Source organism: Nonomuraea maritima, assembly GCF_900100395.1.
Classification (GTDB): Bacteria; Actinomycetota; Actinomycetes; order Streptosporangiales; family Streptosporangiaceae; genus Nonomuraea; species Nonomuraea maritima.
The window spans coordinates 36042-51815 of sequence record NZ_FNFB01000028.1 but is presented as its reverse complement, the minus strand read 5'-3'; the positions used below and the strand labels follow the sequence as shown (position 1 = coordinate 51815).

Sequence of the window (15774 nt, the reverse complement as noted above, 5' to 3'; positions counted from 1 at the left end):
GGCTATGACCAGCGAAGAGCAGTTCGGCATCAGCCCCAACGACCCGCTCGGCACGATGTTCACCGCCGACACGATCCAGATGCTCGTCGGCCAGCGCAACAGCCTGCTGGGGCAGGCCGAGCAGGTCCGGCAACGCGCCGACCAGGAAATCGCGGGCCTGAAGCAGCGTGCCCGCCAGCTGGAAGCCCTCATCCGGTACGCCGACCTGAACCGCGACCCCAGCAGCAGCCAGCCCTCTGAGACCACCGAGTGCACCACGTGCGGCCGCACCGCCAAGTGGATGACCGGTTTCGGCTGGTACCACGACATCGACGGCAAGCCCGAGCCTGCGGGTGATCAGTGCAAAAGTGAACCCCTCGCCACCGCCGCCCAGCCGGCTCGACTCCCGGAGTCGAGCCGCGCGTGACGACAAAACTCACACCAGACGCCTTCCCGAAGGCCTCCGGGGACCCAGCGACAGAGACGTACTGGCTGGTCTTCGTCAACAACACGGCGATGAACCCAGACCAGCTACTCACGATCGAGCACGCCGCAGGCGAATGGCGGCGGCTGGCCGACCAGGCGCGCGCAACCGGCTCCCCGACTCGCGTCGAGCTCGTGCAGGTCACGCCAGACGAACTCGACTGGGCGCCTGGCGGTGGCCAGTGAACCGACGCGACGACCGCCCAGATCTGTGGGCGCTGATCGGGCTGGTGCTGCTCGCGGTCCTGGCCGCTGCGGTCATCCTCGCCGCGTCGTCCCCGTTTCTCCTGGAAAGCGAGATCGTCAAATGACCACCCTCACCGTCCCCGGCACGGCCGCCGTCCGGGCCGGAGCCGCCGACATGCTCAGGACGGGCGGCTGGATCCAGGGCAGGTACTACTCCGAGAGTCCCACGACACCCGGCTTCGACCTGGTGGGAGCCATCAGCCTCGCTGCGGGCCTGCCCGTCACGGAGCTGGCCTGCGTCAAGCCGTCCAGCACGGACCCCGGCTACCTCGCCCGCTGGGACGTCGCGCAGCAGGTCTGCGCCGAGATCGCCGCGGTGCTCGGCCGGCCCAAGGACGAGGCGTCGCCGCCGCGGTGGCTGGCCTTCTGGAACGACCGCGCGACGCTCGTCGACGTGCTGGGCGCACTCGAAGGGCAGGCCGCCTGATGGAAGAGTGGTGGAACCGGCTGACCCGACGCCAGCGCGGGCTCGTCGTCGCGGCCGCGGCCGCGTACCTCGGCCTCAGCTTCGTGTCGGCGGGGATCTGGACGTTCATCACGGTCCAGCTCGTGCTCATCGTGTGCTGCCCGCTCAGCTACGCCTTCGGCCAGGAGGCAACGCGGCGCGAGCTCGAACGCCGCATGCAACTGACCGAGGCCCAGCACGATAACGCCGTCGACGCGGCACACCGCGCGATCCAGGCGCACGCCGACCTCGCCGGGGAGGTTCACGAGCTGCGGCGCGACCTCGCGCTCGCGCACCTGCGACAGGCGACGCTCCGCGCCCGCCTGACCGAGGCCGGAATCTCGCCCAACGACGACACCGAGGAACTCGACGCCGTCGCGGAGACCCAGCCCACCCCGTGAAAGACCTCGTCGTCTCCCTCCTGGCCGTGGTCGGCACCATCACGGTGTCGGCCGCGGCCGGGTTGGTCTTGTACGGGCTGTGGCTGCGTCGCCAGCACAAGCGGGCCGCTCGCGCGCGACGCGACAGGCGGGCCCGAGCCCTGAAACCGGACGACGTCACCGGCCAGGCAGGGTTAGCCGCCTGGCTCGACTACGTGGTTGATCACGACCTGCACGACATCGACACCCCGAAGGATTGGACATGACATTTCCCCGCGTCGTAGGGCTTGACCTCGCGGCCGAGCAGTCCGGGCTCGCGCTCCCGGACGGCAGCACCGAAGCGATCGTTGCTCCGAAGGTGAAGGGCGCCAGGTCTCTCGCCGACGACCTGGCCCGGATGGACCACATCCAGGCCCACGTCTACGACGTGCTGTTCCGGCTCAAGCCGGACATGCTTGTGCTGGAGGACTACGCGGCCAGCCTGCGCTCCGCAGCGGCGCACCGCCTAGCGGAGATCAGCGGCAACGTCCGGCTCGCCTGCTGGCGGTCTGGCGTGACGCTCGCGTTGGTCAACGTGATGCACCTCAAGATCTACGCCACCAGTAGAGGCGACGCGACTAAGAGCCAGATGGCCACCGCCGCGCTCAAGCGGGCCGGCGTTGAGTTCGCCACCGAGGACGAGTGCGACGCCGCGTGGTTGCGCTGGCTCGGCCTGGACTACCTCGGTCACCCTGCGTTCGATCTCCCGGCCACGCATCGGCGAGTCCTCAAGGACGTCAACACCGTAAGGCGGGTGTCCGCGTGAGCCGCCTGGTCGCGTTCCTCGTCATGGTGGCCGTCACCTGCGGCGCGTCCTGGATCACCTACCAGGACAGCAAGCCGGGCGGTGTCCTCATCTTCCTCGTCTGCATGGTCGGGTTCGTGGCCGCGCCGTACTTCCGGCTCATGGGCCTCACCAAGGACGACGACAAGCCGAGGACCTGATGCCACGCAAGCCGAAGCAACTCGGCGAGCCCGTCATCGTCGACGGTGAGATCGTCGGCTACCAGCTTCCCCTACCTGACCCGAAGGAGACACAGCGTGCTAACTCCCGCCGACGCGCTCGACGTAAAGCGCAAGCGGAACCGCAGCCGAAACAAGAAGGCCATACCGCGTAACACGGCTATTTGGTCCTCGGACGGCGCGACCCTGCTCGCCGTCGTCGAGGGCCACGTCACCCCGGACGACATCGCAGCAGCGCGACAGCTCGCGCTCCGCGCCACGGCATCGCAGTAGGAGAACCACACCATGCCCAGCACCGCCGAGCAGGTCATCAGCCGAGTCCTGCGGAGGAAGGCCACTCCCACGGCCAAGATCATCATCCGGGAACTGTTCGAGGCCGGATGCGTTATCGACGAACCCGACACCGGCGCCCCGGTCTGGCTGCCCAAGGGCCGCCTCGGCCGGGCCGCCGTGGAGAAGGTCGCCCAGCTCGTCAACGAGGGGCTGACCGTCGACCAGATCTGCACCGAGACCGGCAGAAGCCGCAGGATGATCGACCGCTACATCGCCGCTGCCTGCCACTACAAGCTGGTGGAGCGCAGGCCGCAGCGCAAGGCGCGGTCGTGACGTCGGCCCAGGCGCTGCAGCGCGCTATCGAGGAGGCCGCCCGGGCGCTCGCGCACCGCGTGCACGAGCGCGACGAGCTCCCCGAGGAGGAGAGATCCGACGCGCACGCGTTCGCCCTGTCGTACGTGACCGCGCAGGTCGGTCACGGCTGGCGGCCGACCGAGGCCAAACGCAGCACCTGGGCCCCCACACCACGAGGCGACCACACCGAGACGTACCAGCGTGGCGCGGCCCTCGCGCGGCGCTGGCTCAACCTCAAATCCGACCCTGATAAGGAGGGTTACCACGATGCAGGTCCCGTTTGACCAGCTCGGCAACCTGATCCGCCACCCCCACCGCTACCCGCACCCCGAAGAGATCGTCTGGGGCGGCGCCGACCCGTTCGAGGCGTACCTGAGGCTGCACAACGTCCGCGCCGCCCAGGGCTACGGCAAGTACGTCCTCTGGCAGGAGGTCCACGGCCACCGGGTCTTCCCGATGGACAGCGAGCGCGCGTTCGCCGTCGTCAAGAACACGGTGATGGACCACGGCACAGTCCTTGCTGACCGGCCGCCCACGTGGGAGTTCACGAAGGCCCACGCCCGCGGTGGCGACGCATACGGGATCAAGCTCGTCCGCAAGCGGTTCCTTGACCAAGAGGGCGGCGCCGACCAGGACCCCGAGGGGGAGTAGCGCCGTGACCTCCCCTCAGCCGCTCAAGCGCGCCTCCGTCGCGCTGCTCCGCCAGATCGCCGAGCACGACCAGGGCGACGGCGTTCTGTTCCAGCCCGCACCTCGAGGATGCCGCCGGCTCGACGGCACCGAGTACTCCACCCGAGAGGAGACGTTCCGCGTGCCGTCCCAGCTCGGGCACATCGCCGTCGACCACCCCCGGCTCGGCGTGTGGCGCGTCCAGCTGACGGACTCCGGCCGCGAATACCTCGCCCAGGCCGACGACCGCCGCGCCAAGCACGGCCCGTTCAAGGGCGCCACCGCGAACCTCGTCATCGTCGATGAGGCGGTGAACTGGTGAGAGAGATGGCCCCTGGCCACGGGTTCGTGCTGCTCGGCGACACGAACCACACCTACCGGCACCGCAGCACGTGGATACGTCGCTGGCGCGAAGGTGACCACCCCGCGTGCGCCATCACCCGCAAGGCGCGCGGCATCCCGTGCGGCCCGCCCGTCGCGGTCGTCCTCGTCCAGCACACGTCGAGCCGGCCCGACCGGACCGCCCCGGAAGCTGTCGGCGGCCGGTACCGCTCGCTGTGCCCGCTGCACCTGCCGTTCGCGGAAGGCGCGGCCGAGCTGGCCAACGCCTCGCACGGTGCGGCGCTCGACCGCCTCGTCCAGCAGTACCCGGACGACTTCAAGCGCTACCTCGACGACGAGGTGCAGCGACGCCGCAAGACCGCGACCGACCAGGCGATGCGGGAGCTGTCCCGCTTCTTCGTCAACACGGAGGGAACCCGATGACCGCGCTCGTCTGCACGGCCGTGACCGCGATCGCCCTGGGCACGCCGTGCGGCGCCGACAGCACGACCAAGGTCACCGCGCGGTGCGAGCACGGGCACACCCGCGAGGGCCTCACGTGCGACCGGCACGTCCAGCAGATGCGGCGCGGCCTCACGTACTGTACGTGTGCTTCATCGCGGCGTGTGTCTGCCCGGTGTCCGTGGTCCGGTCCGAGGCGGTGACCGCCGATGCCTAGCTACCGGCGCCGCAGCGGAGACGGAGACGGATGCGGCCTCGCAGTGGTCACGCTGACCATCCTCGCCAGCGCCGTTGTCGCGTTGATCGCCACAGCCCCGGACGACGACCCCGAGGTGGTCGCCGACTGCGTGCTCGCCACCAAGCAGGCCGACGGCACCTACCAGATCGTGGACGACCGGTACTGCGACGGCGGATCCCACGCCGCCTACTACCACTGGCTGTACGGCTCGTCGACCACGAGCCGGCCCGGATACGTGCGCGGCGGCACCAGCCTCAAGCCAGCGAACGCGGAGATCACCACCCGCAGGGGGACTGTGATCCAGCGCGGAGGGTTCGGCCGGTCGGGAGGGGGCGGCGGCGGGTGAGCGGCGAGGTGGTGCGTGTTCTCCAAGGTTGACGTCGGCCGGTGCGGCGACCACGGCCGGCCCGGATGCGGCCGGATGGTCCGGTGGACGAAGACAGAAGCGGGCAAGTGGCTCGCCGTCGACCTCCAGCCGGACCCGGGCGGCAACACCGCGGTGCGAAAAGACCTGCACGGCGTGCTCCGGTCGAGGCGCGTCACCAAGGACCAGCCGATCGCCCCGCACGAGAAGCTGATGATGCCGCACACCGCGACGTGCCCCGGCCCGAGAAAGCGGAAGAAGGAGGAGCCGCCGCCCAGGCCAAGGCCGCGGCCGCGCGCCGGCGAGCTGTACGAGCGGCTCGGCGTCGACCAGGCCGCCACGCAGCAGGACATCAAGACCGCGTACCGGCGTCTCGCGCGCGAGCTCCACCCCGACAAGAACCCGGGCGACTCCGCGGCGGCCGAACGGTTCAAAGGCGTGACCGAGGCGTACGACGTGCTGTCCAACTCGGAGCGGCGCCACATGTACGACCTGTCGGGGCGTCCACCGCGGGCTCGTTGACGACGTGCGCCAGCGACCGCTTACGGTAGGGGCCGACCACTTCCCTCGGTGGCGGCCCCCGCTTCGCATATAGGGAAGGAAGGCGGCACACAGCATGCCGTGGTTCAAGGTCGATGACGGATTTCACTCGCATCCAGCGGTCCTAGCGGCGAGCCCAGCGGCTCTTGGCTTGTGGGCGATGGCTGGGTCATGGTGCGTGGCCTACTCGACGGCGGGGTTCATTCCAGAGGGGACACCTCGTTCGCTCGGCGCTCGGCGCGCTCATGTCGCTGACCTGGTCCGCACTCGGCTATGGGAACGGTCGGGGGAGGGCTGGCTGATGCCTCACGCCGTACCGGCTGTTCCAGGCGGCCGGCCGATCGCCTTGTGGACGGTCGAAAGGGACGACTACCGCCGCACCATACCGTCTAACGTCCGGGTCTTCGTCTTCGACCGCGACGGCGACCGCTGCGTTCTGTGCGGCGCCATCCAAGACCTGACCCTTGATCACATCTTTCCATGGTCATTGGGCGGAGAGGACACCGTGGAGAACCTGCGGGTGCTGTGCCGGTCCTGCAACAGCAGGAAGGGGGCGCGGGTCTGATGGCGTGGGTTCGACTCGATGATCCCTTCCCCACGCATCGGAAGGTGCGGCACCTGTCTGACCAGGCGTTCCGGTTGTACGTTTCGGCGTTGTGCTGGTGCAACGCCAACCTGTCCGATGGGCAGATCCCGGAGCGTGAGCTGAAGTTTGTGAGCGACGTACGAGCTCCGAAACGGTACGCGAGTGAGCTGGTTTCGGTCGGATTGTGGGAGGAAACGGACTCAGGTTGGTGCGTGCACGACTACCTCGAATATCAACCGTCCGCTGAGAAGATCAGGGAGGGGCGTGAGGCTAAACGTGCACGTCAAGAGCGGTGGTTGGAAGGGAAACGCGACCGCACAAGATCACGCGGAGACGCGTCTCAAGACGTGTCCGGCGACGTGTCTGAAGACGCTGCCCCAATCCCATCCCAATCCCACTCCCAAAACAACTTCTCTAGTCAGTCATCTATCCCGCCGTACCCCGCTCGCGAACGCGACGACAACCAGACAGACGGACAGGACTTTTCAGCAGTAGACGCCATGGTGAAGCGCGAACTCGCTGCGCTCGCCGCGCACCCCATCACCGACCAGCAAGCCGCACACATCAGAGACCACATCCTCAGCAGAGCCCGCAGCACCGTGAAAAACCCCGCCAGGTACGTGCAACGCGCACTCCGCGCCAACCCCCATGAACACCTGCCCAAGCCCGAACCCCTACCAGGAGCGCACCGAGGCGTAGGCCGCATGTGCCCCACCCACCCGTACATGGAAGAACCCTGCCGAGCCTGCGCAGCAGACCGACTCGCCGCCGACTGACCCAAGGCGACACCACCCCGAAACCCGTCACCGACGCACCCAGGCCAACGCACCTGGTCGTCGATGGCGGGTTTTCGCATGAGCGCACAACGCAAAGCGCAAGCGACAACGCAGACAGAACACGCTCAAAAGACCTGACAGCGTCCACACACGCGAACGAACACACGCGCACCGGTACAAGGAGACCAGACACACCACAGAGGCCCTCAGAAGCGACAACAGCAAGTCGAAGGCAACCAGCCCAAGAGATGTGTGGGTGGGCTATGCCGGCGGCTGTTTGTGGGTGGTTGGATCTTGGTTCGGCGCGGCCTGGAGTTTAGTTAGGTTTCTTTCCTAATGCTGAACCGCTGGTCAGATAGGGGGCGGGGGTATGTCAGCGCCCGATTTTCATAACGTGTCGATAACAAAAACTTGACAGCCCTGGACGTCCCATTACGTAGGGAACGAGAGTGATCGCCATGAAGAACACACGACAGGCCAAGGCAGCGGGGGCGGCGCTTACGAGCGTCGCACTCACCGCCGCCGTACTGGCCATCACGGCAGGGTTAGCGCCCAGCGCGATCGGTGCCACACCGGTCGCAGCGCCGACCGTCACCCTTACGGGCACGTTCTGCCCGACCGTCACGGCGACCGCGATGGACAGCGGGGCCGCACTCTCGTTCGCGGTGTGCATCCCCTACGTGTCCGTGCAGGGCGACCAGGGCGAGCAGGGTCCGCAGGGACCGCAGGGCGAGCCCGGTGTTAACGGTTCGCAGGGTCCGCAGGGCGAGCCCGGCGAGAAGGGCGAGAAGGGCGACCCCGGCGACCCTGGACCCGCAGGGGCGCAGGGTCCGAAGGGCGAGCAGGGTCCGGCAGGCCCCCAGGGCCCGAAGGGTGACCAGGGCGACCAGGGCCCGGCAGGTCCGAAGGGCGAGAAGGGCGAGAAGGGCGCGCCCGGTGCGACCGGTCCCGCCGGTACGCCTGGCGTTGCCGGTACGACCGGCCCGCAGGGCAACGCCGGTACGCCCGGCAGGGACGGCAGGAACGGTCGGGACGGTTCGCCCGCCCCTACGGTCACCGCTACGCCGTCCGCCACGGGCACCGCGTCCAGCACGCGCCGTAGCGCCGTCCCGACCGCCAGCGCCACGCCTACGCGGACCACGCCGACCCCGACGCCCGTGGCGACGGATGAACCGTGGTTGCCCCTGTGGGTGCAGGTCTGCGCCTGGTTGCTGGTAGGTGCCGCCCTGGCCATCTACGTGCTTTCGGTGCGCATGAAGCGCCAGCGGAACCACTGACAAACCATCCCCTACGCCCGCCCCCGACCGGGGGCGGGCACCCCAACCGAAAGGCAAGATCCAAAATGGCTACTCCCGCTAAGGCCAAGGCCCAGACCGCCGAGCGCTACACCGACGAGCAGGTGACCGCCGCTCTCACCGTCGTTCTGACGTGGTTCCGTCGCGCCGCTAACGGCGTAATCAACCGCGCCAGCGACGCCAGCACCCCCGCCCGCCTGATGTGGCGCGCGTTCTCCATGCCCGTCGCGGGCATGGTGGCCGCCGTCATCGAGCACGGTTGGGCGGGCGACTACGGCACCAACCCGCAGCCTTGGGACGTGTCCCCCAAGGACCTCGTTGCCAAGGGCGCTAAGGGCATGGGCCAGGACGACGCGAGCCCGCTCGTTGACCGCGAGGCAGCCGGGAACCTGTCTCACCCGCAGATCACCCGCGCTATCGCGCAGGTCATCGGCGAGAAGGTCGATTTCACGATGGGCGAGCCGATGGCCGACCCGTCCAACGCGCTTGCCCTGCTGCTCACGCCCAAGGCGAAGTCGGAGACCGCCGCGAAGCTCCCGGAGGAGGAGACCAAGCGGATTAAGGCAATCATGCAGCTCGCCACCGACGACGACATGCGCGAGATGTTCGTCGCCAGGCTCACGCCGGAAGGCCGCGCCGAGCTGGAGAGGCGCGAGAAGGCCGCCGCCGAGCGCGCCGCGAAGAAGGTCAAGGCCGACGACGCCGAAGACGACGCCGCCACCGACCAGAAGTAGCCCCACCCGCCGCGCCCCGCACCGGGGCGCGGCACCCCCACCACCACAGGGAGAACCAGTCATGGACCAGATCAAGAAGAACGCCGCTTACGCCGCCATCGAAGCCGTGAGGGACGCGCAGAGCGCGTACGAGGGACACGGCCGGACCAGTTGCCAGCGGTGCATGTGGCACCAGCCGTGCAACCCGCGCGCCGACCTTCAGCGGCGCGTCTACATGGCCAGCCAGACCGCCCGCGCGGCCCTGCTGGACTACGCGCCGACCGGCAGCACCGTCGAGTACCACGGCCCCGCCGTCCACTTGCACGGGGTGTGGAGCATCGGCGACACGTGCCGCAAGTCGCTGCATGCCACGTTCCTCCTGATCAAGCCCGGCACGGGTGCGATCATCGAAGACGTGGCGGTAAGCGATGTCCGCCGTCCGATCGAAGCCGAGCCGACCGGCGTCCTCGCCGCCGTCCGGACCGCAGCCGCAGAGATCACGCGCCTACTCGCCACGTGCGGACAGCTCCTGCACGTGCGGGTGACCGCCGAACACGGCAAGGTCAGCATCACCTATGACGCGCCCATGTTCGCCCGGTACGAGACGCAGGCGACCTACACCCGCGCCCACGCCACCGGCAGGGCGCAGCAGGAAGCCTCTTACTGCGTGGCCGCGCTCCGATCGCTCCGCCGCATGGCCGAGCTTGCCGACAGCGGAGCGCTTGACGAGATCTACGGAGTAGCGCGAGCCAGCGAAGCGGCGCGGAGCCGACTCGCAGCGATCCCGACGCGCCGCCCGCGCGCGTAGCGCGAACCGCCCAGCGAACCCCGCGCGACAGCCAGTCGCGCGGGGTTTTCGCGCGCCCCGGACCCGCTCGTCAGCGAAGCCGGCTGGCCCTCTTCGGCTTGGTTCTGTGCGAAAGGATTTGATCTTGTACTGTGTGGGGGTCTGTCACCGGGGGTGTGTGTTGGCTGGTCAGGTGTGTGTTGGCCCGTGCAATGGTGGTGCGCGTCGCGTGTGGGCGTCGTTTCTTCGTGCTCGTGAGGTGCATGCGGATGCGGTGGATCGGTGGCTCGCGGAGGGCGGTGTGGGGGAGATGCCGCTCGAGCCGGTTCAGCCTGACGTGGCGTGGCGTGCGGGGGATCCGCTGGTGTGTGGTCGCTGTCGGGCGACGACGAGGCGCGCGCTGTTGGAAGTGGATGCGCTGGCGGCGGTGGTGTCTGCTCGTGGGGATGGGTTGAGGCCGGCGTCGCGCTGGTCTCGCGTGTCGGGGTCGCGGCCGCGGCCGGTGGTGTCGCCGGATGCGGAGCTGCTGGATGTGCTGGTGGGGGAGCTGCTCGACTTCGAGGACCTGGCCAGGGAGCGGTTGGGGTGCGCGGCGCGGGTTCGTGGTGCTCGGTCGGGGGTTGCTCGGTCTCGGTCGGTGGCGTGGTTGGTAGAGCAGCTGGTCGCGGTGCTCGCGGTGGAGGACCTGGGTGTGGTGTCGGCGCTCCGGCCGGCGGATGCTGAGCCGGTGCAGCTGGTGGAGTGGTCGCTCGGTTGGGAGGAGCGGCTACGCGCGGCGGTGGGGGAGGAGCCGGAGGAGTCGCACGCTCGGTGTTCGGCGTGTGGTGAGCGGTCGTTGCGCTGGGACGCGGGGTTGGGCGCGTTTGTGTGTTCGACGTGCGGCGGGCATGTCAGCGAGGTCGCCGAGCGGGGCCTGGTCGTCGACGAGGTGGGCGCGTGAGCGAGCTGTCGGTGCGGGCGGGCCGCTACGTGGCAGTGGTCAAGATCCTGTGGGAGGAGGACCACGACGTTGAGCCGTTCATGCTCGACGTCACCGGCGCGGACGATCTCCGTCGTCAGGCGCTCGACTACGCGGCGGACTTGGGCTGGAAGTTGATCTCTATCGAGCTCGATGCCACCTGGCAGGTGATCGTCACCGTTGAACGGCGGTGATGCTGTGCGTGATCGTTGGGGGTGCTACGCTCCGTGCCGGGCGTATCCGGTTGGTCGAGAGCGCTTCGTCTGGTGGGTGACCCTTTGGGCGGGGTCTTGGGGCCGCTTCCTGTTCGTGGGGGACTGGGAGGCGGCCCTTTCTCGTTGCCTGGTGTTGCGGCTGGTGAGGCGGGTGTGTAACACTTTGCGCCGACAGGTGTGGTGTACCCGTTACACGGTTGCGAGCCTCTGACCTGCGGAAATGCTAGCGAGACGCTGAGATCGCCTGTAACAAGATCGCTAGCTGACCCTTACTCGCCTATGCGAACCACTCTGTTCGTGCGCCTCCGCTGACTACAGCGCGTCCACCTCGCATGGTTGCCTGTCCGGAACGCGTCAAAAGCGCACCAGCGCACCATTTGCCCCCCGAGCCTCAGGAGGACGGCGTGCGCCCAGCCACGGCCCAGCAAGCAGCCGACCACCTCGACCGGGCAGCCTCGACCATCCGACAGTGGGCGTTCCGCTACGCCGCCCGCACCCTCGGCCGAGCCGGCCGCCAAGTCGTCTACGACCTCGACGACCTCGCCACCATCGAAGGCTGCATCTGGCGCGGCGACCCCGTACCCCCGAAACCCGAAGACCGCGACGAGCTCCGCGCCACCCTGGCCCGGGCCCGCGCAGCCTGAACACCCTCGACGCACCGGTCCCGAGTCAGCGCGGCAGGTCCCGCGGGGCCGGCACCTCGTACTGCTCGGATGCGGGAAACTCCACGGTCAGGCCGAACCGAAGCTTGCTCATCAGCTTGGACTCCAGCTGCCTGACCCTGGCGTCCGAGATGCCCAGGACGGCGCCAAGCTGCTTGCGCGACAGCGGCTCGGCGGCGACGAGGCGGTACACGAGGATCAACCGCTCCCGGGCGTCCAGTTCGACCGGGCGTCCGGCCTCGTACGTCTGCATGCTCCCGATTCTCCACCCTCGACAACAGGAAAGGCCCCCCATGCAGCTGCGACCCAACGTCCGCATCGTCGGCGCCGAGCGCGCCCAGGCCGCCCAAGCCGTAGCCCTCCGGTACCGCTCCGGCGAGTCGATCCGCGCGATCGCCCTGTCGATCGGCCGGTCGTACGGGTTCGTGCACCAGCTCCTCGAGGAGGCCGGCGCCGAACTCCGACACCGCGGCGGCGACACCCGCTCCCGCACCGAGACGAACACGACCACCTCGGCCGGAGCGTCCGCATGATCCCCTCGGAGGCTGCCAGCATCGCCGCGGCGAAAGCAGGCGAACTCCTCGACCAGGCGGCCGAGCACCTCGACGACACCGTGCACGTCCAGTCGTGCGTCACCCTCGCCGACGCATGGACGCGGCTGCACCTGGCCCTCGCGACCAGCTCCGCCGCCGCGAACCTAGACCAGATGTTCCCCGGCCTGCGCTGACCGCGGCGCACGTCGACGACGGCCTGGTCCTCCTCGACGCAGACCCACCCACAACCAGCCGGCCCGCGCCCGACCACGCCAGGGGGCACCACCCCCCAAAACGCAGAAGGCGCCGTCGCCCGTGAGGTCTCGTTTTCATGGCACAAGCAAGTTGATCATGGCTCCGATGGGGATCGAGATGAGCGCGCCGATGCCGACGAGCATCCAGTCGCGACGACGCTGGGCGCTGATGGTCGCCTTCGTCTCGCCGACGAGGAGCTGCCGCATCTTCTCGGCTTCGCCCTTGTTGATGTCCAGCCACCGAGCCCGCTCCTCACCTTCCGCGATGGTTGCCTCGGCGGCGGCTTTCTGTGATTCGAGTTCGCGTACGAGTCGGTCCATGAATTGGGCGGTGACCGCCATGGAGGACTCGACCATTGTGTTGAGTTCGCGTAGCCGTTCGGACGGGCTTCGTTCGGCTTGCTCGACTGCTGCGCGGCGCGGTCTGTCGGTGTACCAGCTGAGCACTAGCGACGACCCTAGGGAAACCACGGCTGCGCCACTGAAGAGCCAGAGCAGCCAGTCCGGCTCAGGATCAAAGATGCCTTCGGTCGTGCCGACGACAAGAAACACTAACGTCAGGCCGACTGCCGCGAGGGCTTTTTTGGCGGCGACGATAAGCAGCCGGGCTAGTGGTGGGGGAGTTGTCATGAGGTCATTGTCTGCCACGGCCGCGATCTCCGACGCCTGAAAGCGGACTCACCTCAAGATCGCTAAGACATGGTCATAATCGCTGTTATGACCATTGATCATTAGCTAGGCTGATCATGTACTCTCCCCTGCGGCAGAGAGAAAGTGATCATGAACCACGCGGAAGGCGGCCCGCCGAACCCGGCCGCACCCGACTTCACCTTCCAACACAGCGTCCACGTCATCGGCTTCAGCCCAGACGAACTCCGACGCCGCGCACTCCACGAAGCCGCACGCTTCTTCGGCGACGACGCGGAGCTGCACGTCGTGTCGGCCGAGTCCGAGCCGGACCCCGAGTACGACGGCCGTTACAAGGCCACCGTCGTGTTCCGGCAGGTGGAGCTATGAACGTGACGGCCTTCAGCGTCGGCGGTGGTTTCTGATGCGGAACCTTCAGCACATCGTGGCCCTGTTCGACGAGCTGGGCGTCCCCCTCGGCGCGGAGGATCGGCGCGCGGTCAACGCGCTGGCCGGCCTGGACCCGCAGGACCTGCGGGCGGTGCTCGCCCTGCTGCGGAAGACACACCAGGCGGTCAAGGGTGCGCCGGTGCGTGGTGGCGGGATGCTCAGCAACTATGAGCTCGTTCGCACGCATCTCCGCACCGACGACACCCGGCCGTCCAACTCCATCGAGCTCGACCCGGCAGCATCCGCGAGCGAAACGGCCGAGCTGTACGCCGCGGTGGTGCGTCGCGTCCACACTCGTTGGCCCGACGCTACCCCGGAAGGCATCGCCGCCGCGCTGCAGTCCCGCGCCCCGGAGGCCGCCGCCCTTTACGAGATCGCCGGCCCTGAGCTGGAGCAGCTTGCCGCAGGCAACCCGGCTCTGCAGGAGGCGCTCGCCGAGATCACTTCCCGCTCGGCCGAGCGCGAGCCGTGACCGCCGAACTGGTGCCGCGCGGGGGCGGAGAACTCGCGTTCCCGCCCGGTCTGCTCGGCTTCGCTCAGGACGCGACGATGTCGTGGCTGCTGTCGTACGACTCGCCGAACACGCGGGACGGCTACCGGCGCGACCTCGCGATGTGGTTCGACTTCTGCCGGGAGACCGGGCTTGACCCGCTCCAGGCGCGCAAGTCGCACGGCGACGTCTACAAGCGTTGGCTCGATCTCCGCGCCGTGGAGAAGACCGGTAAGGCGGTGCCCCCGGCCACCATGTCGCGGCGCCTGTCGTCGGTGTCGGCCTGGTACGACTACCTCGTCGACGAGGAGGTCATCGACGCCAACCGGTTCAAGGGCACGCGCAGGCCGAAGCTGTCGCGCAACCACTCCGAGACGACGGCGCTGACCTTGGCCGAGGCCCGTCAGCTGATTGCCGCGGCCGACTCTGACCACGGGCCGGCCCGGCTGCGGACGTCGGCGTTCATCCGGGTGCTGGTGCAGACCGGGGTCCGGATCGAGGAGGCAGTGTCGGCGGACTTGGCCGCACTCGGGTATGAGCGCGGCCTGCGAAGCCTGAGGATCGTCGGTAAGGGCACCAAGCCGAAGAGGCGCCGCTTGCCGGTGGAGACCGGGTATGCGATTGACCGGTATCTGGAGGATCGGGCTCGCCGCGCCGGCGTCGAGGTGTCGCAGCTGACGGGGCGGATCTTCGTGACGGACACGGGTGGCCGTTTCTACCGGTCGTCGGCGTCGGAGCTGGTGGCGCGGGTCGGCCGTCAGGCGGGGTTGAGCATCACGCCGCACGTCCTGCGGCACACGTGGGCGTCGATCGCTGCGGAGCTGGGCGCGGACTCGTTCGAGATCAAGGACGCGTTGGACCACGAGTCGATGGATACGACCATGCGGTACGTGCACTCCGGCCGCCTGTTGGAGCGGGATCCGTCGCAGCTGGTGGCGTCGGCGCTGGAGTAGAGGGAGGCTGCGTGCCCAGGTCGGGATCGAGCGCGCTGGACAAGTCGGCGTGGGTGCACCACTGCGGTGCGATCAACCTGGGTACGTGGGCTGACCGCGCGGTGTGCACTGGGTGCCACGTCTCGGTGGGGCACGCTGAGGATGTCGAGCAGTATCGGCTGCTCCGTGTCTGGTGATGCTGCGCTTTGATCGGACCAGAACGCGCTAGATAGACGCGCTGTAGTCAACGCTGAGCGTCTATCTAGCGCTTCCGCATGTAAGGGAATAGGTCCGCGACACGGTGCCTTAGGCGAGACGACAGCACGTTTCCGCTGGTCACAGCATCGCGCACACCATGATCATTACGCGCTCTTTCGCGCGTTTCCGCAGGTCACGCACCATGACGCGAGACACAAGAGACAGAAGCGCTCCCACGCTCGCACCGGTCACTGAGTGAACCTCGGCACTCCCTTGTACCTGTCGCGCATTGCCTCAGCCGGGACCTGATGCAGGTCATCGGCGGGTACCCACTCGACGAACTTCCGGTGCATCTCCCCGGCCCCCGACCGCGTGGTGACCACCCACGTCACCAGGCCCTCCCAGCGGCCGCCGTCCACCCGCCGCCAGGCCAGCAGGAACACGCCCCGATCATCGAACTCCCCCGCGGGTGCGTACGCGACCAGCGGCGGCTTCGGGACCGGATACGCCTCATCGTCGTACGGGTTCGGCTTCACCGGATC

31 protein-coding genes are annotated in these 15774 nt (G+C 68.4%); 28 read left to right on the top strand and 3 right to left on the bottom strand.

What is annotated here, in order from left to right; translation table 11 throughout:
• Positions 1–4: 4 nt before the first annotated feature.
• The 23 genes from BLR04_RS31400 (at position 5) to BLR04_RS31290 (ending at position 11730) form a co-directional block, all read left to right on the top strand.
• On the top strand, positions 5–406 hold the full coding sequence (locus BLR04_RS31400; protein WP_090772108.1) for a hypothetical protein: 402 nt from the start codon (positions 5–7) through the stop codon (positions 404–406).
• On the top strand, positions 403–648 hold the full coding sequence (locus tag BLR04_RS31395; RefSeq protein ID WP_090772106.1) for a hypothetical protein: 246 nt from the start codon (positions 403–405) through the stop codon (positions 646–648). Before BLR04_RS31400 ends, BLR04_RS31395 begins: the two co-directional genes overlap by 4 nt.
• Entirely contained in the window at positions 645–773 is a 129-nt protein-coding gene (locus BLR04_RS42485; protein WP_281191762.1) for a hypothetical protein, read from the top strand. The genes BLR04_RS31395 and BLR04_RS42485 overlap by 4 nt, the downstream gene beginning before the upstream one ends.
• Positions 770–1135 (top strand): DUF6197 family protein, encoded by a 366-nt coding sequence (locus BLR04_RS31390; RefSeq protein WP_090772105.1) that lies wholly within the window; start codon positions 770–772, stop codon positions 1133–1135. The genes BLR04_RS42485 and BLR04_RS31390 overlap by 4 nt, the downstream gene beginning before the upstream one ends.
• Positions 1135–1554: a hypothetical protein gene (locus BLR04_RS31385; RefSeq protein WP_090772103.1), complete on the top strand. Its 420-nt coding sequence runs from the start codon at positions 1135–1137 to the stop codon at positions 1552–1554. The genes BLR04_RS31390 and BLR04_RS31385 overlap by 1 nt, the downstream gene beginning before the upstream one ends.
• Positions 1551–1799, top strand: coding sequence for a hypothetical protein (locus tag BLR04_RS31380; RefSeq protein WP_090772101.1), 249 nt, complete (start codon positions 1551–1553; stop codon positions 1797–1799). Before BLR04_RS31385 ends, BLR04_RS31380 begins: the two co-directional genes overlap by 4 nt.
• Positions 1796–2338: a hypothetical protein gene (locus BLR04_RS31375; protein ID WP_090772099.1), complete on the top strand. Its 543-nt coding sequence runs from the start codon at positions 1796–1798 to the stop codon at positions 2336–2338. The genes BLR04_RS31380 and BLR04_RS31375 overlap by 4 nt, the downstream gene beginning before the upstream one ends.
• Complete coding sequence (locus BLR04_RS31370; protein WP_090772097.1) at positions 2335–2517, top strand: hypothetical protein; 183 nt, start codon at positions 2335–2337, stop codon at positions 2515–2517. The genes BLR04_RS31375 and BLR04_RS31370 overlap by 4 nt, the downstream gene beginning before the upstream one ends.
• A 96-nt stretch (positions 2518–2613) precedes the next feature.
• Positions 2614–2808, top strand: a complete 195-nt coding sequence (locus tag BLR04_RS40050) for a hypothetical protein (protein ID WP_143022294.1) — start codon at positions 2614–2616, stop codon at positions 2806–2808.
• Positions 2809–2820: 12 nt separating this feature from the next.
• Positions 2821–3141 carry a hypothetical protein gene (locus BLR04_RS31360; protein ID WP_090772093.1) on the top strand — a complete coding sequence of 107 codons (321 nt, stop codon included), beginning with the start codon at positions 2821–2823 and terminating at the stop codon, positions 3139–3141.
• Positions 3138–3446, top strand: coding sequence for a hypothetical protein (locus BLR04_RS31355; protein WP_090772091.1), 309 nt, complete (start codon positions 3138–3140; stop codon positions 3444–3446). Before BLR04_RS31360 ends, BLR04_RS31355 begins: the two co-directional genes overlap by 4 nt.
• Positions 3430–3813: a hypothetical protein gene (locus tag BLR04_RS31350; RefSeq protein WP_090772089.1), complete on the top strand. Its 384-nt coding sequence runs from the start codon at positions 3430–3432 to the stop codon at positions 3811–3813. Before BLR04_RS31355 ends, BLR04_RS31350 begins: the two co-directional genes overlap by 17 nt.
• Positions 3814–3817: 4 nt before the next feature.
• Entirely contained in the window at positions 3818–4153 is a 336-nt protein-coding gene (locus BLR04_RS31345; RefSeq protein WP_090772087.1) for a hypothetical protein, read from the top strand.
• Positions 4150–4596: a hypothetical protein gene (locus BLR04_RS31340; RefSeq protein WP_143022293.1), complete on the top strand. Its 447-nt coding sequence runs from the start codon at positions 4150–4152 to the stop codon at positions 4594–4596. The genes BLR04_RS31345 and BLR04_RS31340 overlap by 4 nt, the downstream gene beginning before the upstream one ends.
• Positions 4597–4823: 227 nt before the next feature.
• Positions 4824–5198 carry a hypothetical protein gene (locus BLR04_RS31330; protein ID WP_143022292.1) on the top strand — a complete coding sequence of 125 codons (375 nt, stop codon included), beginning with the start codon at positions 4824–4826 and terminating at the stop codon, positions 5196–5198.
• 15 nt (positions 5199–5213) lie between these two features.
• Positions 5214–5738 (top strand): J domain-containing protein, encoded by a 525-nt coding sequence (locus tag BLR04_RS42030; protein ID WP_245740745.1) that lies wholly within the window; start codon positions 5214–5216, stop codon positions 5736–5738.
• Between the two features lie 94 nt (positions 5739–5832).
• Positions 5833–6321, top strand: coding sequence for an HNH endonuclease (locus BLR04_RS42880; protein ID WP_090772079.1), 489 nt, complete (start codon positions 5833–5835; stop codon positions 6319–6321).
• A gap of 1255 nt (positions 6322–7576) precedes the next feature.
• Positions 7577–8395: a collagen-like domain-containing protein gene (locus BLR04_RS31315; RefSeq protein WP_143022291.1), complete on the top strand. Its 819-nt coding sequence runs from the start codon at positions 7577–7579 to the stop codon at positions 8393–8395.
• Positions 8396–8460: 65 nt separating this feature from the next.
• Positions 8461–9147 carry a hypothetical protein gene (locus BLR04_RS31310; RefSeq protein ID WP_090772075.1) on the top strand — a complete coding sequence of 229 codons (687 nt, stop codon included), beginning with the start codon at positions 8461–8463 and terminating at the stop codon, positions 9145–9147.
• A gap of 61 nt (positions 9148–9208) precedes the next feature.
• Positions 9209–9934: a hypothetical protein gene (locus tag BLR04_RS31305; protein WP_090772073.1), complete on the top strand. Its 726-nt coding sequence runs from the start codon at positions 9209–9211 to the stop codon at positions 9932–9934.
• Between the two features lie 616 nt (positions 9935–10550).
• On the top strand, positions 10551–10853 hold the full coding sequence (locus tag BLR04_RS40045; protein ID WP_143022290.1) for a hypothetical protein: 303 nt from the start codon (positions 10551–10553) through the stop codon (positions 10851–10853).
• Entirely contained in the window at positions 10850–11065 is a 216-nt protein-coding gene (locus BLR04_RS31295) for a hypothetical protein (RefSeq protein ID WP_090772069.1), read from the top strand. The genes BLR04_RS40045 and BLR04_RS31295 overlap by 4 nt, the downstream gene beginning before the upstream one ends.
• A 425-nt stretch (positions 11066–11490) precedes the next feature.
• Positions 11491–11730 (top strand): hypothetical protein, encoded by a 240-nt coding sequence (locus BLR04_RS31290; RefSeq protein WP_090772067.1) that lies wholly within the window; start codon positions 11491–11493, stop codon positions 11728–11730.
• 25 nt (positions 11731–11755) lie between these two features.
• Here the strand turns inward: BLR04_RS31290 and BLR04_RS40040 are convergent, their stop codons facing one another.
• Positions 11756–12001: a sigma factor-like helix-turn-helix DNA-binding protein gene (locus BLR04_RS40040; protein WP_176903375.1), complete on the bottom strand. Its 246-nt coding sequence runs from the start codon at positions 11999–12001 to the stop codon at positions 11756–11758.
• Between the two features lie 40 nt (positions 12002–12041).
• Between BLR04_RS40040 and BLR04_RS40035 the strand changes: the two genes are divergently transcribed.
• Both BLR04_RS40035 and BLR04_RS31280 read left to right on the top strand, forming a co-directional pair.
• Positions 12042–12281, top strand: coding sequence for a helix-turn-helix domain-containing protein (locus BLR04_RS40035; protein WP_143022288.1), 240 nt, complete (start codon positions 12042–12044; stop codon positions 12279–12281).
• A complete protein-coding gene (locus BLR04_RS31280; protein WP_090772063.1) occupies positions 12278–12475 on the top strand; it encodes a hypothetical protein in 198 nt (65 codons plus the stop codon). Before BLR04_RS40035 ends, BLR04_RS31280 begins: the two co-directional genes overlap by 4 nt.
• Positions 12476–12610: 135 nt before the next feature.
• Here the strand turns inward: BLR04_RS31280 and BLR04_RS40030 are convergent, their stop codons facing one another.
• Positions 12611–13165 (bottom strand): hypothetical protein, encoded by a 555-nt coding sequence (locus BLR04_RS40030; RefSeq protein ID WP_143022287.1) that lies wholly within the window; start codon positions 13163–13165, stop codon positions 12611–12613.
• Positions 13166–13315: 150 nt separating this feature from the next.
• Here BLR04_RS40030 and BLR04_RS31270 point away from each other — a divergent pair, with 150 nt between their 5' ends.
• From BLR04_RS31270 to BLR04_RS31260, 3 genes are read left to right on the top strand one after another with little or no spacing between them, the layout of a single operon-like run.
• Positions 13316–13552 carry a hypothetical protein gene (locus BLR04_RS31270; RefSeq protein ID WP_143022286.1) on the top strand — a complete coding sequence of 79 codons (237 nt, stop codon included), beginning with the start codon at positions 13316–13318 and terminating at the stop codon, positions 13550–13552.
• A gap of 34 nt (positions 13553–13586) precedes the next feature.
• On the top strand, positions 13587–14084 hold the full coding sequence (locus BLR04_RS31265; protein WP_090772057.1) for a hypothetical protein: 498 nt from the start codon (positions 13587–13589) through the stop codon (positions 14082–14084).
• Positions 14081–15055 (top strand): tyrosine-type recombinase/integrase, encoded by a 975-nt coding sequence (locus BLR04_RS31260; RefSeq protein WP_090772055.1) that lies wholly within the window; start codon positions 14081–14083, stop codon positions 15053–15055. The genes BLR04_RS31265 and BLR04_RS31260 overlap by 4 nt, the downstream gene beginning before the upstream one ends.
• A 425-nt stretch (positions 15056–15480) precedes the next feature.
• On the opposite strand, the gene BLR04_RS31255 is transcribed toward BLR04_RS31260, so the two are convergent.
• Positions 15481–15768 carry a hypothetical protein gene (locus tag BLR04_RS31255; RefSeq protein WP_143022285.1) on the bottom strand — a complete coding sequence of 96 codons (288 nt, stop codon included), beginning with the start codon at positions 15766–15768 and terminating at the stop codon, positions 15481–15483.
• Positions 15769–15774: the final 6 nt, after the last annotated feature.